Origin of the sequence: Marinifilum fragile JCM 15579, assembly GCF_001310955.1 — a bacterium.
Classification (GTDB): Bacteria; Bacteroidota; Bacteroidia; order Bacteroidales; family Marinifilaceae; genus Marinifilum; species Marinifilum fragile.
This window is the reverse complement of the sequence record NZ_BAZX01000010.1, coordinates 50765-66198: the sequence shown is the minus strand read 5'-3', so window position 1 is coordinate 66198 and position 15434 is coordinate 50765. Positions and strand designations below refer to the sequence as shown.

Sequence of the window (15434 nt, the reverse complement as noted above, 5' to 3'; positions counted from 1 at the left end):
ATTGAAATAGATGTAACTATTCAATTCTGCTGACCATTAAGCTATAAACATTTAAATTACAAACAGCAATACATCTACATATTATTGTAATTAGAAGAGTACTTTAATTGCCACTGGTATCACTTAGCTTAATATATATTCATTCTTAAATTTTAGTTTACTATATTATCCGCATTGTAAACTAACCTATTCTATCTATGAAAAATTTTACGATTCTTAGAACTATCTTTCTGGGATTAACAATTCTTTTTATTAGTAATTTTGGTTTTGCAGCTAAGGCTCCAATTAAATTCGGAAAAGTAAGTATTGATGAGCTAAAAATGCAAACATATGAAAAAGACAGTACTGCCGTAGCTGTTTACTTATGTGATTATGGAGTAAGCGAAATTCCTTACATGAATACTACTGGAGATTTCCAATACAATTCCACAAGAATTATCAGGATAAAAATATTAAAAGATGAAGGACTGGATTATGCAGACCTTGAATTTTCTTTTGATAAAACACAATGTAATGTGGGAACAGTTAAAGCGTGCACCTACAATTTGGAAAATGGACAGATTGTAAAAACGAAAGTTAGTAGCAAAGACAAAATTCTTGAGAAATCCTCTGATGATATTTACACCTATAAATTAGCCTGTGAAAATGTTAAACCAGGATCAGTCGTTGAATTCATGTATCAAATAACATCTGATATTCCATGGAATATAGATCCTTGGTATTTTCAACACAGTATCCCTACCATTTGGAGTGAGTTTAGAGTTAACGTTCCTGAGTACTTTGATTACAAAAAAAATGCAAAGGGATATTTGGTTTTTGATATTAACGAGCACAATTTTGGTAATGGAACTTTCAACAATGGTAAAACGTTTTCTATTGACCAATATCGATTCGTTATTAAAGATGTACCTGCTTTTAAAAAAGAACCTTTTACCAGTTCTAGTAAAAATTACATGTCAGCCATTGAATTTGAAATTGCTGGAGTCAAAAATAATTATGGTGTTTACAAAGATTTAACCGGTAACTGGGATAAGATTAATAAAACCCTAATGGAAAGTGAGTATTTTGGGCTACAGTTAAAAACAGGTGGATTTTTAAAAGATGTGGTTGCTGAAATTACCAGCAAAACAAAATCGGATGAAGAAAAGATATTGGCTGCATTCAATTACATTAAATCCAATATGAAATGGGACGATTCCTACGGAAAATTTACCACATCCACTTTACGCTCTGCGTTTAAAGAGAAAAAAGGGAATGTTGCTGATATCAATTTAATGTTAGTGGTTCTGCTAAATAAATTGGGTATTAAAGCTGATCCTGTAATTCTAAGCACAAGAAGCAACGGTTTATTGAGCCTGTTCTCTCCTAGTCAATCCAAGTTCAACTATGTTATCGCAAGTTGTAAAGTTGGAGAAAATAGAATTTACTTGGATGCTACTGATGCCAATTGCCCATGCAACCTTCTTCCTGAGCGTTGTATCAATGATAAAGGAAGACTGATTAGTAGCCAAGGTTCATTCTTTGTAGACATCAAGTCAAGTAGTATTTCAAAATCAGCCACAATTGCAAAACTAAAACTTGATGAGGATGGTGTAGTTTCAGGCAATCTCGATTTATCTTTAAATGGATTTACCGCTTTACAATTTAGAGATGCCATTCAAGATAAAAGTGAAGAAGAACTGCGCGAAACCATGGATGAAGCTTATAAGCTAATAGATGTAGAAAGTGTTGAAATTAGTAATCTTAAGGAGGTAGAAAAAAGTATTATTTCAAAAATGGAAGTTGAAATGACTGAAGAACTTGAAAACGTAAATGATCTTATCTATTTCAATCCATTTATCGTGAATAAAATTGAAGAAAACCCTTTCACTTTGGAAGAAAGAAAGTATCCTGTTGATTTTACTTATCCAATTGATAGAACTTTTATGCTTGAGCTTACTGTGCCTGATGGATATACTTTAGAAAGTAAACCTGCTCCTGCAAGAATCAATCTTCCTGAAAAATCGGGTCAATTCATGTATTCAGCAAATCAGAATGGCAATAAAATTATGGTGGTTAGCAGGTTTAAAATTAACAAGCGAACATTCTTGTATAATGAATATGCTAACCTAAAAGAATTTTACAACCTGATTGTAGCCAAGCATGCAGAAATGTTGGTTCTTAAACGCATGTAGAGATACCATTAATAATTCCAAATGAATTGTTAATGAAGTGATGAACCGTAGAGCAAAGAATTAATGGAGTGTTAATCACTTATCTGTGATCTGTTTTTAAAAGAAGATTGTCACTGGTTTATCTCTTCTCCATAAAACCTGACCATTGATCTTTGCTTTCCGTTCATTGTTAATTTATGATATTTTAAAAATCTTAACCAATACTTATGAAAGTCCGATACATTTTTTTATTGCTCCTGACATTTCTATGTACAAATCAACTATCCGCAAAAAAAACTCCTGTTTACCCGGTAAGTGATATTCCGGAAGAGCTAAAAGAAAATGCAGATGCCGTAATTAGATTTGATGAGACAATTGTTGAAATCAATTCGATCTATAATTTAAAATACTCTTACCATAAAGCCATTACAATTCTCAACGAATCGGGCGATGAATTTGCTGAAGTTGTTGCATTCTATGACAAATCGATGCCTTTAAGCAACCTGCAAATTGCTTTATATGATGCGGAAGGTATGTTAATCGAGAAGGTAAAATCCTCTGAAATTAATGACTATAGTGCTTCTGGAGAATCGATGTTCTCTGATAACAGGGTAAAACAATATGAAACAGTTCAAAAAAATTATCCATATACCATTGTGTATTCATACAATCAAAGCTTGAACGAATATACAAGCATTGCTGGTTGGTATCCTTATGACGGTTACAGATGTTCGGTACAAGAAAGTACATACAAAATTGTAACAAGCGATCCTACTTGTTTCAAGCACAAACTATACGGCTCAGTAATCGAACCTGAAGTAGTTAATATCAAAGGCCAAACTTCGCATTCATGGAAAGCAAGTAAGTTGAAAGCATACAAGCACGAACCTTATTCTTCTCCCTATTCAATTCAAGGCCCCTTGTTAATTTGTGCTCCTACAAAATTTCAATACGATAAAATTGAAGGGAATACAAGTTCATGGAATGAATTGGCCAAGTGGTTCTCTAAACTAAATCATGGAAGAGATGCTCTGGATGAAAACACCGTTGCTGAAGTAAAAGAAATGGTGAAGGATTGCAAAACGGAATTTGAGAAGGTGAAAACCCTTTATGAATATTTACAAAACAAAACCCGATATGTTAGCATCCAAGTTGGTATCGGTAGCCAACAACCATTCCCTGCTCAAGATGTTCAGGATAAATCCTATGGCGACTGTAAAGCTTTATCGAATTACATGAAATCGCTTCTTAAGATAGTTGATATCCCATCCTATTATACCATTATCACATCAGCGAATAAACAACGTGATCTTGATACAACTTTCGTTAAAAACTTTGGAAACCACATCATATTAATGGTGCCATTACAAAAGGATACCGTTTGGTTGGAATGTACCAATAAATTCAGTCCATGTGGATTTTTAAGTTCGAGTACCGATGACAGAACCGTACTTGCCATTAATGAAAATGGTGGACATTTGGTTCGAACGCCAGAATATAAAATGGAAGATAATACCCAAAATAAAAGTGGAGAAATCGTTATTAATCCAGATGGTACTGCTACGGCAAATATTACAGAAAAATGCAGGGGTTTGCAATACTCATACCTAGCTGGGCTTTCTCACTTAAGTCCTGAAGATCAGAAAAAGAAAATATATAGTGATCTGGAACTTCCTGATTTTAAAATCAACAATCATGAAGTATCCAAAGAGTTAACAAGAATTCCAAGTTCGGTTTTAAAGCTTGAATTGGACATTAGAAACTATGCTTCCAAATCGGGTGATCGTTTATTCATTCCTCTTAATTTGATCAACAGAACCAATAAGGCTCCCAAAAAGATTAAAGATCGCAAAACAGATATCTGTTACACACGCGAATATTATGATACTGACAGCATACAATTTACACTACCAGATGGTTTTGAAATGGAAAGTATTCCGGAAAAGGTTGTGCTTGATTCGGATTTTGGCAAGTATTATAGTGAAGTCAAACAAGATGGTAACACAGTAACTTACATCCGAAAAGTGGAATACAAAAAATTCAATTTACCGGCAAAACGATACGATGACTTAAGAGATTACAAAAAAGCAGTGGTTAGAGCTGATAAGGCTAAGATGGTTTTGAAGAAGATTTAAACGTGAACAGTCGAAACGGTCGCACAGTCTAAACAGTCACACAGTCGAATAGTCACACAGTCGAATAGTCGAATAAGTTAAAATTATTAAAGAATGGCGACAATAAAACAGTTTGAAGATTTACTTATCTGGAAAGATGCCAGATCTTTAGTTCGATTGGTTTATGACTACTGTAATCAAATAAAAGATAAGGGTTTTACCAATCAGATGCAACGAGCAGCAATATCCATAATGAATAACATTGCAGAAGGATTCGAGAGAAGCTCTGATAAAGAGTTTTATCGGTTTCTTGATATTGCAAAAGCTTCATGCGGTGAAGTACGAAGCATGAGTTATTTGGCATTTGACTTAAATTACATGTCCTTGGATCAAAGTCGAGAATTAGAATCAAAATCACGCCTTTTATCAGGAAGCATATACAATATGATGAAATACCTTAAATAATAAGAAAAGCACAATTAGATAATTAATAAACCTAATTGTGCTTTTCTTTAATATGATTTTGCCAAAATTTACATTTAATTATTCGACAGTTTGACTTTTGACTGTTTAGACCTTTTTTTTAATACTCCGGAAGCAGAAATGAAACACAAACCCCACCCTCTTTCAGATTTTCAACATCTACTTTGGCCTTGTGTAAATCCATTACCAGTTTAACGGCCACCAATCCTGGTGAGAATCTTTTAAATTCTTCGGTGCGCTCGTTTTTCTCTAAATCGAAGAATCGGAAAGTGTAATTTACCTCTCCTGCAGCAAAATGAGTTCCTGCATCTTTTACAAATACCTTAATTTTTTGCCCCATCAATTCAGCTCCTACATACACTTCGGAACGCGATGGCGTATTTGTAATGGCATTCTCAATGATTTTCTCCATACAAACCAGCAATAAGCGCTCATCTCCACGAATGATGTAGTTTTTAGGAATATCAATCTTCAATTTGACCTTACGTTCTGTAATCAGCCCTTTCAGTTTATCAGAACTCGTTTTTACAATTTCATATACAGGAAGTCCCTGTACTTTCATTTCATAACGTTCGAATCGTAAGGCAGAAAGTAATAAGGCAATATCAGATACGCCAATCAACTTTTCGACTGCTTGCTTGATAAATCGAACATATTTTAAGTTGGTTTTGTTCTTGATAGAGAACTCCAACATATCAGCAAAACCCACGATCCCATTTAATGGTTCACGCAATTCTGTTGACATTAAAGAAAGGAAATCGTTCTTGGCATCCTCCAATTTTGACAACTGATGATTTGCCTCTTGCAATTCATTATTCGCCTCCTGTAATTCCATGGTACGAGCTGCCACACGCTCTTCCAATTGCAAATTCATGAACTTTAAGGATTCATTCTTATGCTTCAGTTCAAGATGTGTATTTACACGAGCAATCAGCTCTTGCGGATTAAAGGGTTTCGTGACATAATCCTGTGCTCCTGATTCAAATCCCTTTACAATATCCTCACTGTCTACCTTGGCAGTAAGGTAAATAATCGGAATATCCTTGGTTTTATCTTTTGATTTAAGATACTTACAAACTTCATATCCATCCATTTCAGGCATCATGATATCCAATAATATCAAATCAAAACTATCTGCCACACAAAGCATTAAAGCATCCTTACCATTCAGCGCATACTGAATTTCGTAAGATGAATCGGAAAGAATTGCTTGTAGAACTTTTATATTTTCAGGGATGTCATCAACGATAAGAATACGATGTTTCTTCATTGTCAAATTTTATTTGAAGGGGTTTAAGTTGTATTAATTGAGTTGATTACGAATAAGAACTTATAGGGGGCTTATCCTAATCAAAGCATAAATATAACATATTAATTTTAAGATTTGATAATTAAGAGGCAAAAAGTGGAAATGACAATTGGTAATTAATAATGAGCAATGAATAATTACAAGAAGTACATAGGGCGGTGCCTCTTTTGTTCTTGCTGTCGAACAGTTGAATAGTCAAAATGTGTGAAAAGTCTTGAAGAGTCTGAAAAAGTAGAATGGTAGAAAGGTAGAATCGTAGAAAAGAAAAGTTCAGGAAGTAGTTAGCAGTAGGCAGTTATCATTCCAATTTTGTGGTCACCCCGAGTTAGTCGAGGGATCTCTCAATTTAAACTCCAAAACACAAAGCCAAAATCCCAAGTAGAAAGGAGAAAGCGCTTCCTGCCATTCAACGGTCGGACTATTCGACTATTGGACTGTGCGACATTTTGACTACCTATAGACGAATCAAACGTTTTCGATAATGAAATGATCCAATTTTACCATTAAAAATATAAGTTGACACATTTGACAGCTTGACAGTACAAATTATTTTTATAGCTTTGTTTGATATAACACTACTATTACAATGTTTTAATATGGAAAATTTACCAAAGGAGATAGCGGAAGCTATTAAAAATGGGGCGGCAGACAATCAATTGATTAAAATGGCCCAGGATCTTTTAGAGAATGGTGACCAGGAAAATGCCGCTAAGGTTTTGGATTTTTGTTTCTAAAGAAATAAATATTCAATAATAAAAGCCTCAAGGAATTCATCTTTGGGGCTTTATTCTTTTCCAATGATTCTCCACAAATAAAAAAGAACACGAATGGATCGCTACGGATTGTAAATTTTAACCACAAAGGCAAACGAAGGCGTTTCACAAAGAACACAAAGGCGTAGACGCAGATGTTGATGATAGATCTGATTTTCGCTGATAAGTCTTGTCCACAGATGAACTCAAATGAAGCTGTTTCGTAGAGAACCGTATGATTTCAAAACTGTAATGTTCATTGTTAATTACTCATTACTCATGACAGTCATCCCGAGCCTGTGGAGGGATCTCTCAATTTAAACTCAAAAGCACAAAGCCCAAGAAACAAGGTCAAAGGTGAAAGGAGAAAGGGGAATGCCTTATGTATCATTGAATTTACTCCAAGGGTTTAAATTATTTTAATTTTTTTTAAATAATCTCTAAGTTTTATTTGTCAGTGTAAATTTATTTTGTTTACCTTTATATTGTCTACAAATTAATCGGGATACCGATATTCCATTTATAAGGTTCTTTAAATGAGCCTAAATATATCTCACGAACATATATTTCCGCTTGTATTGTACTTTGCAGTTGTTGTAATTTATAAATAAGTATGATGTATAGCGTAAACTTATTGCTTGAAAGAGGCAGATCTATAAGATCACCCATTGAAAGAAACTAAAAGTATCCGGTGGCTTATTGATTTTTTCATGCATACAAGTAGTATAAATGGAAAAATTTGTAGACAAACAGTAAGTCACCGGATTAAAATAAAGTCTCCCTAAATGAACAAATAAATTTTAATGTATCCAATATTTAAAATTACCGCAAGAGATTGAAATGCTGCTATTAATGCAAGAGAAGTGCCCGAGAGTGACATGAAAGCCTGTGTTTGTAATACAGAAAGATTCTGAAATGATACAAAGCGTATTGGACAATGATAGAGAGCAATGCGTTGAGGATACAAAAAGTTGTAGGGATGATACGGCAGTCTTTGTTTATGAGACAGAAAAGTGTGGGGATGATACAAAGAGTGTATGTTGACGATACAGAGCAAGATGTTTACGACACAAAAAGTTACGGGGAGACACAGCATGATCTGTTTATGACACAGAAAAGTGTAGGGACGACACAAAAATGTTTGTTGATGATACAGAGCAAGACGTTTGCGATACAAAAAATTCTGGGGATTACACTGCTGACCCTGTTTATGACACAGAAAAGTGCGGTGACGATATAAAAGCATCTGTTTGGAATACAGAGCAACCTGTTTGCGATACAAAAAATTGTGGGATTAGCACAGAAGCCTATATAACTGTTGCTTTAAACCACCAACTCTCTCAACTATCCAATGATAGCCTGCTTGACGAACTTGTAATCGTCTAAAATACCACTTGTACATACCAATTATTTTTCATCTGACATGTTCCTGCCCATGCAGTGCTTGTCATTAAAACTACTGATACAATGAAAAGAGTATTTTTTACTTACCGCGAAATGAAAAGAAGACTTGAGGACTTCTATAGCGCAAACCAGGCAAAAATTGATGCCATTCCTGTTCTGAAGGAAATTTTTGATGCCCTCTTTGCCAGCTTCAACAAGTTTGAACTGTCATGGGAAATCCTAACTCAGGATTATTCGGGCTCTACCCTTAGCAAACGGAATGTAAAAAGTCAATTGGCCAAGCATCTCTCCAAATGCAATATGTTGATATACAACTATTGTATCAAAAATGAGATCACAGCAGAATTGCCAAATTTTAAAGGCAGTGAAGGCAGTTTGAATAGGCTTTCGGATGAGAAGTTGATTAGCCGTAGTAAATACAGCATTCAGTACCTGGAAAAAATGGCTGAAACAATCGGTGAAACTGGCCTTGCGACCCAGGATTTGGATGATTTGAAAACCCTGTTTACCAACTACGAAGCCTTGGCTCCAAGACCAAAGGTTTTGATTGGCAAACAGAAAATTGCCCAACAAGACCTAAGTGATGCTCATACAGATGGTCTGCACATCATTCAGGAAAGGTTGGACAAGGTGATGGAATCGATGTTTGAGGATGCTGACCCCGATTTCTATCATACCTATGTGGAAGCCTCGGAAATTGAGAAGCCCAACTCCAGTACACTGGCTGTAAAAGGTTCCATTCTGGACAAAAGCACCAAATTACCGGTACCACAAGCTCACGTGATTATCGAATCCATCGATTTGGATCATGAGGTGAAAGGGAAAAAGGGAGGTTTTCGAATCAAAAAACTGGAGCCTGGTACTTATACCGTAAAAGTGGAAGCAGTTACCTACAAAAGCATCAGCCTGGACCTGATTCATCGACTGGGAGAAACCAATGTGCTGGAGATTGAGTTAGAGACAGTCGAATAATCCAATAGTTGAACAGTCGAATAGTCGAAAGGTAATTGAATTTGTCCTTCATTAAAATTAGAATGAACAAGGAGGAGCAAATTCTCAATTGGTAATGAACAATGAGTAATTAAAAGAGGTGCATTGGTTTGTGCCTCTTATTTTTTGCAATTACCTCACCCCAACCCTCTCCTCAAGGAGCAATATCATTAAGTTAAGGGTGAATCCTTTTGATAAACATTGGCAAAATTACCCCAAACCCCTAAAGGGGCTTTTCCTGTGCGCTGTTCCCTTTAGGGTACAAAGCGAAGCGTCTCTTGACTAAAAGGAATAATAAAAGGGTTAGCGTAGGTCGAAATGTGCTAACTTAATGACATTACATCAAGAAGAGGGAGTTTGGTACTGCGTTCTTATTTTCTTTAGAATTTACAGTCAAACAGTTGAAAAGTAAAATAGTAGAAAAGTCGAATGGTCTGGAAAAGTCTTGAAGAGTCTGGAAAAGTAGAATGTCAGAAAATCAAAAGGAGAAAGGAGAAAGTATAAAGGAAAAAAGACAGATCCTTCTCTGCGCTCAGGATGACCAGAAGGTTTTCTAGGCATTACGAGCCAGTTGTCATACCGATCCCGAATGGTCGGGAGAGGGATCTCTGTCAAAAAACAAAGCCCGAAGAGTTTTTTCTTCGAGCTTTTGTTTTACATTCGGCCCCACAAGTGCTAACTTCTATTGGGTTGGTACGCCGATAGTTTATTTCTTGTTAAAAATATTAAGAATTGCATTTTTGATTCTCTCGCGCTCTTCATCTGTCATATTAGAACCAGAAGGAAGACACAAGCCTTCTTCAAACAGTTTTTCCGAAGTACCATCTCCATAGAATGGGCAATTCGCAAAAACAGGTTGCATGTGCATTGGTTTCCAAAGTGGACGACACTCAATATTTTCTTTTTCCAGTTCCAAACGAACGTCTTCTCGTGTAATTCCATTTGCATGAGCAGGATCTACCAAGATTGAAGTCAACCAATAGTTTGAGAAATAATCTTCATTTGGTTCTTCTAACAATGTAACACCTTCAATTTCAGCAAACAGCTCTTTGTAGAATTCAAAATTTGCACGACGTTGCGCAACACGCTCATCCAAGACTTCCATTTGACCACGTCCAATACCTGCAACAATGTTACTCATACGATAGTTATAACCAATATGTGAATGTTGATAGTGAGGCGCATTATCTCTGGCTTGTGTTGCTAGGAATCGTGACTTTGCAATTAGTTCTTCATCATCCGAAATTAAGGCCCCACCACCTGAAGTCGTAATGATTTTATTACCATTGAAAGAAAGAATACCAAATTTACCAAAGGTTCCCATGGACTGCCCCTTGTATTTGCTACCTAAAGCTTCAGCGGCATCTTCAACCAATGGAATTTCATATTTCTTGGCAACAGCCAATAACTCTTCAATCTTACCTGGCATTCCATACAGATATACACAAAGAATTGCCTTTGGTTTCTTTCCTTTGGCAATGCGATCTTGAATGGCTTTTTCCAATTGAATCGGACACATGTTCCAGGTATCCTTTTCAGAATCCACCAAAACTGGTGTTGCTCCTAAATAGGTAATTGGATTCACTGTAGCCGAAAAAGTAAAAGAAGAAGCAATCACTTCATCTCCGGCTTTTACCCCTAATAAAATTAGAGACAAATGAATAGCTGCTGTACCTGCACTTAATGCTGAAGCATGCTTTGTACCTGTATAATTTTGAATATCCTCTTCAAAACCATTCACATTAGGGCCAAGTGGGGCTACCCAATTGGTATTATACGCTTCCTGAACGTATTTCATTTCGTTTCCTCCCATATGTGGTGAGGATAGCCATATTTTTGGGTTCATAATAACAACATTTAAACTAAACTACTTAGGAATAGCAATAACTTTCTCTTTGAATCGATGAAAAATATAAGTCTGATCACCAATATTTTTATCAACAATCATTCCAGCTTGTATTGTATTTTCACTACCTATTGAAATATCAGGTATAACACCGGAGTTCATACCAAAAAAATTATCATTCTTCACAACAGAATAACCAGCAATTCCTATATTACCAGCAAATACGTTGTTAGACCCTACAATACAATCATGACCAATTTCTGTCTTAGAATTTATTGAATTTAAGTCACCAATAATAGCATTTGGACCTATCTTAGCAAAACAACAAATGACATTACCCTCACCTATTTGAGCAGTTTCATATACAATTGCAGTGTGATGAATAAAATTGGTAAACTTTAAATTCTTATTACTCAGTTTTTCCAAACATGCTTTTCTTGCCTTAATATTGGACACTCCAATTAAAAAATAATCATCTTTTTCAGGAATATAATCAGATAGGTTTGATAATAATGGTTCGTTAAATTTATAACGTCTGTAATTTTCATCATTATCATCAATATATCCCTTAATTTTCAACTGAGACTCCTTATTAATATACTTATTATTATCATGTATTAGACCAGCAATTTCAGCAGAATGAGCTCCTGCTCCTATAATTACAACATTCTTCATTAATTAATTATTTTTTCAATTTCAAGCTCAGATAATAAAAAAGATTTGCCATGGCCAGGATAAACATTAACATTTGAATCAAACCTATTTAGAATAGCATTAACACTATTTACTAAATCATACTTATTACCACCCGGTAACTTCACAACAGTTTTAATATTCTCTAAAATAGTATCACCCGAGAAAAGATTCTCTTCTATTGAAAAACATACACTTCCTTCTGTATGACCTGGCGTGGAAATAACCTCAATTTGAATCCATGAAAAATCAATAAATCCCCCTAATTCCTACAAAAAAAACATCTGCGGATTTACATTTAAATCCAATATTATTATAAAAAAGAGATAAGTTTTTTTTAGAATCTACAATCTTATCTGAACATTTTTTAGATGCAAATAATTTACAATCGAACTGTTTTCGTAATGATTCAACACTCATTATATGATCAAAGTGTTCATGTGTTAGCAATATACCCTCAGGTTCTAGCATATTGTTTTGAATATACTCGCACACAGCTGTAGTATTTTCTGCACCAGGATCAATAATAATACATGATTGATTATTTGGCTGATGCAAAATAAAACAATTTGAGTCAATCGGATTACTAACAATTTGTTTTATAATCACCCCCATAATTATCCTGATATATCAACAGTTCTTCCTCCATCAACTGTTAACTGTTGTCCTGTAATCCACCTAGCCTTCTCAGATATTAAGAAATCAACTGCATTAGCAATATCTAAAGGATATCCAAATCCTAGAGGATAAGTTTTCTCCATTCTAGAAGCAATCTCTTGATCATCAAAAATATTTTCAGTCATTTCGGTTCTTACCGCACCAGGCAGAACTGAATTAACTCTAACAGCAGGGGCTAACTCTACTGCTAAACATCTCATTAAAGAATCTAAAGCTCCCTTTGAAGAACCATAGGCAGTTAATGCTTTAGCCCCTCTATCACTAATATTACTTGATATTAAAACAACACTTTTTAAGGACGAAAAATTTATTTTTTTCTTAGTTAATACTTTGCAGATTAAAGCCGCTGAGAAGACATTTGTACTAAAAGTTAGTTGTAAATTTTCAAGTGAAAGCAATTTTACAGGTTGCATCTTCATATATCCTGCACAATGAACAAAATGAGAAATAACAATATTGTTATCTTTCATAAAATTCGAAAGTGCATTATCAATGTTCGAACTATCAGATAAATCAAACTGGAATATTAATGATTTACTTTCTGACGAACATTGCAATTTTGTTTCATTTAACTTCTCCAAATTTCTACCGCACAGAACTACATTAAAGTTCAATGACAACTGAATTGAAATCTCTTTTCCAATACCTGAAGAAGCACCAGTAATTAAAACAAATTCTTTTTTCATAGCTACAATTATTGAGCGGTAAACCCTCCATCAACACAAAGAATCGAGCCCGTAATCCATTTTGCCATATCAGATAATAGAAAAGCAATAGTATTTGCTACATCAATAGCTTCTCCTAAACCCAATGGATGCATTTTCTCCAAATCACTCATATAAGAATCCGAAGAGAATGAAGTTGAAACATCATCCATCATCTCAGTTTTAACGAAACTAGGTGCAACACAGTTAACTCTAATATTTTTAGAAGCTAGCTCGATTGCTAATGCTTTTGTTGCACTTTCTACAGCTCCTTTAGACATAGCATATCCAACATTGGCTGCAGAACCTACAGAACCATATACCGACGAAATAAAAACAATTGATCCAAATTCATTTGCAAATACTTTTTTGCTAGCAAAAATACGTGCCAACTCAATGCCTGCGTATGAATTTACTTTGTAAACATCCAAAGCTTTACTAGCGTTTATAGTCCGTAACGGAGAAAGATAAGGGATCCCTGCCAAGTGAATGAATCCATTAATCTTACCGAAATCTGCAATAGCACTTTCTATAATCTTTTTAAACCTCTCAGGTTTAAGCAAATCCAATTGAACAACCAGATCGTTATCATCGCATTCTATTTTGGTCTGTTCTAAACCTTCTAGATTAATATCTACAAGAATTAATTTAGCTCCTAATTTGGATAATAAAATCGACGTGGCACGTCCAATTCCGGAGGCAGCTCCTGTTATGAGATATTTACGGCCACGAAGATCTAAAGGATTAAAAACTTCCATTTAATTTTTTGTTTGAATTAGTTTAAATAATCCTTCAATTGTATTAGCAGAATTAATTTCATCCGCTAATAAAGTTACATTATACTCTTCATCTGCAAATGCAATTATTGACAAAACTGTTAATGAATCCCATGCTTCAAAAGAGGTTAATTCATCATTTAGATTAACATTTTCCTCTTCTAAAAGTTCCGCTATATTTTCAATAAAATTTTCCATGTGTATATAATATTAAAATTCAATTATCATATTAAAATCCAATTTTCCTAATTCCATAACCATTGCACCCCAAGTCAAGCCTACACCGAATCCTGACAAACAAACATTATATTTATTTGACACTAAGCTTTCACCTAGATTATAACAAATATTTGTTGGAATACTAACACCACTTGCATTCCCAAAATTCTCCACTATATTCGAAGGTAGTTTATCCCTATCAACTCCAATTTTATCAGCTAATTTTTGCAGCATAAAACGATTCGGCTGATGAAACAGATAATAATCAATTTCCTTCTTTGATTTTCCACTTATATTCAGAACCCTATCAATAATAGGTGGCACTTCTGCTTGCACAAAGTTAAATACTTTATCCCCTTCCATAACCAAATTATCAAGACTCCTATAATTCCCACTAGAATCTTCTTTCATTGTAGATGTTTCTTGTGTTGAGGGCATTCTAAACCCACCAGCAGGAATTTGTAAAACCTTAGCTTCACTTCCATTCATCAATATAGAAGAGTAAATTTCATTAGATTCAGGAGTTTTTTCCACAATAGTTATTGAAGCAGCATCTCCGATTAAGGGATTGCTATTTCTATCTCTAATAGAAACTTTTGGACTTAACACATCAGCATTAATCAAAACTACCTTTTTTATAGCATCTTGATCTAAAAGCATAAAAGCTTGCTGAAGACCAATTATAAATCCAGCACATCCTTGATTGATATCCAAACATAACATTTCATGCTTTAATTCTAATTCACCCTGAATTATATTACTTGTAGGAGGCATAAAATGATCAGGTGATTGAGAAACAAATAATAAGGCATCAATATCATTCTTATCAAGATGTTTACTATCAATAAGATGTTTTAAGCCATGGATTGCAAGATCTGATGAACAAACTCCATCTTCTACAATCCTTCTTTTATTATATCCCATTGCCAACTTTAACTTCATCGATTTAGCTAGAGAAAAATTATAATTCTCAATACCATCCTCAAATGACACTTCCTTAGAAGGCAAAACTGTTAAGATTCCTGATATTTTTTTGTTTTTATATTTTAAGTCCATTTATTTCGTTTTTTGAACGAGCTTAACAATAGCTTCAACAGATGAAAAATTTTCTGGTAATATATCCATCCCATCAATAGAAATCTCAAATTCTTCATCAAGTGAAGTAACAAGGTTAATCATATCAAAAGAATCTAACATTCCTTCTTCAATAAAATTTACATGTACTGCGAAATCAAATTCTGGCTGAATTTCTTTTAAAATACTTTTTACTCTATCTTCCATTTCTTTATAATCTTTTTTTTACAAAAATATCT

General features: G+C 34.4%; 16 protein-coding genes. 6 read left to right on the top strand and 10 right to left on the bottom strand.

Going from position 1 to position 15434, the window contains the following annotated elements; translation table 11 throughout:
• Positions 1–197 precede the first annotated feature (197 nt).
• The 3 genes from JCM15579_RS09505 to JCM15579_RS09495 all read left to right on the top strand — a co-directional run bounded on the left by JCM15579_RS09505 (position 198) and on the right by JCM15579_RS09495 (position 4732).
• Positions 198–2174 carry a DUF3858 domain-containing protein gene (locus JCM15579_RS09505; protein WP_054719167.1) on the top strand — a complete coding sequence of 659 codons (1977 nt, stop codon included), beginning with the start codon at positions 198–200 and terminating at the stop codon, positions 2172–2174.
• Between the two features lie 206 nt (positions 2175–2380).
• A complete protein-coding gene (locus JCM15579_RS09500; protein WP_054719164.1) occupies positions 2381–4288 on the top strand; it encodes a DUF3858 domain-containing protein in 1908 nt (635 codons plus the stop codon).
• Between the two features lie 93 nt (positions 4289–4381).
• Positions 4382–4732: a four helix bundle protein gene (locus JCM15579_RS09495; RefSeq protein ID WP_054719160.1), complete on the top strand. Its 351-nt coding sequence runs from the start codon at positions 4382–4384 to the stop codon at positions 4730–4732.
• A 118-nt stretch (positions 4733–4850) separates the two neighbouring features.
• Here the strand turns inward: JCM15579_RS09495 and JCM15579_RS09490 are convergent, their stop codons facing one another.
• Positions 4851–6020 carry a hybrid sensor histidine kinase/response regulator gene (locus JCM15579_RS09490; RefSeq protein WP_054719157.1) on the bottom strand — a complete coding sequence of 390 codons (1170 nt, stop codon included), beginning with the start codon at positions 6018–6020 and terminating at the stop codon, positions 4851–4853.
• Between the two features lie 635 nt (positions 6021–6655).
• Here JCM15579_RS09490 and JCM15579_RS09485 point away from each other — a divergent pair.
• The 3 genes from JCM15579_RS09485 (at position 6656) to JCM15579_RS09470 (ending at position 9187) form a co-directional block, all read left to right on the top strand.
• Positions 6656–6793 carry a hypothetical protein gene (locus JCM15579_RS09485; RefSeq protein ID WP_157471414.1) on the top strand — a complete coding sequence of 46 codons (138 nt, stop codon included), beginning with the start codon at positions 6656–6658 and terminating at the stop codon, positions 6791–6793.
• A gap of 1155 nt (positions 6794–7948) precedes the next feature.
• Positions 7949–8197 (top strand): hypothetical protein, encoded by a 249-nt coding sequence (locus tag JCM15579_RS20195; RefSeq protein WP_157471413.1) that lies wholly within the window; start codon positions 7949–7951, stop codon positions 8195–8197.
• Positions 8198–8278: 81 nt separating this feature from the next.
• Complete coding sequence (locus JCM15579_RS09470; protein WP_054719146.1) at positions 8279–9187, top strand: carboxypeptidase-like regulatory domain-containing protein; 909 nt, start codon at positions 8279–8281, stop codon at positions 9185–9187.
• Positions 9188–9911: 724 nt separating this feature from the next.
• Here JCM15579_RS09470 and JCM15579_RS09465 read toward each other — a convergent pair.
• The 9 genes from JCM15579_RS09465 to JCM15579_RS09430 are packed head-to-tail and all read right to left on the bottom strand — an operon-like array spanning position 9912 to position 15402.
• Positions 9912–11051, bottom strand: a complete 1140-nt coding sequence (locus JCM15579_RS09465) for a DegT/DnrJ/EryC1/StrS family aminotransferase (protein WP_083464617.1) — start codon at positions 11049–11051, stop codon at positions 9912–9914.
• Positions 11052–11072: 21 nt separating this feature from the next.
• Entirely contained in the window at positions 11073–11726 is a 654-nt protein-coding gene (locus JCM15579_RS09460; RefSeq protein WP_054719141.1) for an acetyltransferase, read from the bottom strand.
• The gene (locus JCM15579_RS22275) at positions 11726–11968 is read right to left on the bottom strand and encodes an MBL fold metallo-hydrolase (RefSeq protein ID WP_444542999.1); all 243 of its coding nucleotides are present in this window, start codon (positions 11966–11968) and stop codon (positions 11726–11728) included. Before JCM15579_RS22275 ends, JCM15579_RS09460 begins: the two co-directional genes overlap by 1 nt.
• A gap of 25 nt (positions 11969–11993) precedes the next feature.
• Positions 11994–12359 (bottom strand): MBL fold metallo-hydrolase, encoded by a 366-nt coding sequence (locus tag JCM15579_RS09455; RefSeq protein ID WP_054719138.1) that lies wholly within the window; start codon positions 12357–12359, stop codon positions 11994–11996.
• Between the two features lie 2 nt (positions 12360–12361).
• Positions 12362–13108 (bottom strand): SDR family NAD(P)-dependent oxidoreductase, encoded by a 747-nt coding sequence (locus tag JCM15579_RS09450; protein WP_054719137.1) that lies wholly within the window; start codon positions 13106–13108, stop codon positions 12362–12364.
• An 8-nt stretch (positions 13109–13116) separates the two neighbouring features.
• Positions 13117–13884 carry an SDR family NAD(P)-dependent oxidoreductase gene (locus tag JCM15579_RS09445; protein WP_054719134.1) on the bottom strand — a complete coding sequence of 256 codons (768 nt, stop codon included), beginning with the start codon at positions 13882–13884 and terminating at the stop codon, positions 13117–13119.
• Complete coding sequence (locus JCM15579_RS09440; RefSeq protein WP_054719131.1) at positions 13885–14100, bottom strand: acyl carrier protein; 216 nt, start codon at positions 14098–14100, stop codon at positions 13885–13887.
• A gap of 12 nt (positions 14101–14112) precedes the next feature.
• On the bottom strand, positions 14113–15177 hold the full coding sequence (locus JCM15579_RS09435) for a 3-oxoacyl-ACP synthase III family protein (RefSeq protein ID WP_054719129.1): 1065 nt from the start codon (positions 15175–15177) through the stop codon (positions 14113–14115).
• Positions 15178–15402: an acyl carrier protein gene (locus JCM15579_RS09430; protein ID WP_054719126.1), complete on the bottom strand. Its 225-nt coding sequence runs from the start codon at positions 15400–15402 to the stop codon at positions 15178–15180.
• Between the last annotated feature and the right edge of the window lie 32 nt (positions 15403–15434).

Excerpts from the sequence above, each read along its gene's own strand:
- JCM15579_RS09430 (WP_054719126.1), bottom strand. The coding sequence starts at position 15,402 with ATGGAAGATAGAGTAAAAAGTATTTTAAAAGAAATTCAGCCAGAATTT.
- JCM15579_RS09440 (WP_054719131.1), bottom strand. The coding sequence starts at position 14,100 with ATGGAAAATTTTATTGAAAATATAGCGGAACTTTTAGAAGAGGAAAAT.
- JCM15579_RS09450 (WP_054719137.1), bottom strand. The coding sequence starts at position 13,108 with ATGAAAAAAGAATTTGTTTTAATTACTGGTGCTTCTTCAGGTATTGGA.
- JCM15579_RS09485 (WP_157471414.1), top strand. The coding sequence starts at position 6,656 with ATGGAAAATTTACCAAAGGAGATAGCGGAAGCTATTAAAAATGGGGCG.
- JCM15579_RS09465 (WP_083464617.1), bottom strand. The coding sequence starts at position 11,051 with ATGAACCCAAAAATATGGCTATCCTCACCACATATGGGAGGAAACGAA.
- JCM15579_RS09490 (WP_054719157.1), bottom strand. The coding sequence starts at position 6,020 with ATGAAGAAACATCGTATTCTTATCGTTGATGACATCCCTGAAAATATA.
- JCM15579_RS09435 (WP_054719129.1), bottom strand. The coding sequence starts at position 15,177 with ATGGACTTAAAATATAAAAACAAAAAAATATCAGGAATCTTAACAGTT.
- JCM15579_RS09505 (WP_054719167.1), top strand. The coding sequence starts at position 198 with ATGAAAAATTTTACGATTCTTAGAACTATCTTTCTGGGATTAACAATT.
- JCM15579_RS09500 (WP_054719164.1), top strand. The coding sequence starts at position 2,381 with ATGAAAGTCCGATACATTTTTTTATTGCTCCTGACATTTCTATGTACA.
- JCM15579_RS09455 (WP_054719138.1), bottom strand. The coding sequence starts at position 12,359 with ATGGGGGTGATTATAAAACAAATTGTTAGTAATCCGATTGACTCAAAT.
- JCM15579_RS09460 (WP_054719141.1), bottom strand. The coding sequence starts at position 11,726 with ATGAAGAATGTTGTAATTATAGGAGCAGGAGCTCATTCTGCTGAAATT.
- JCM15579_RS09470 (WP_054719146.1), top strand. The coding sequence starts at position 8,279 with ATGAAAAGAGTATTTTTTACTTACCGCGAAATGAAAAGAAGACTTGAG.
- JCM15579_RS20195 (WP_157471413.1), top strand. The coding sequence starts at position 7,949 with ATGTTTGTTGATGATACAGAGCAAGACGTTTGCGATACAAAAAATTCT.
- JCM15579_RS09445 (WP_054719134.1), bottom strand. The coding sequence starts at position 13,884 with ATGGAAGTTTTTAATCCTTTAGATCTTCGTGGCCGTAAATATCTCATA.
- JCM15579_RS09495 (WP_054719160.1), top strand. The coding sequence starts at position 4,382 with ATGGCGACAATAAAACAGTTTGAAGATTTACTTATCTGGAAAGATGCC.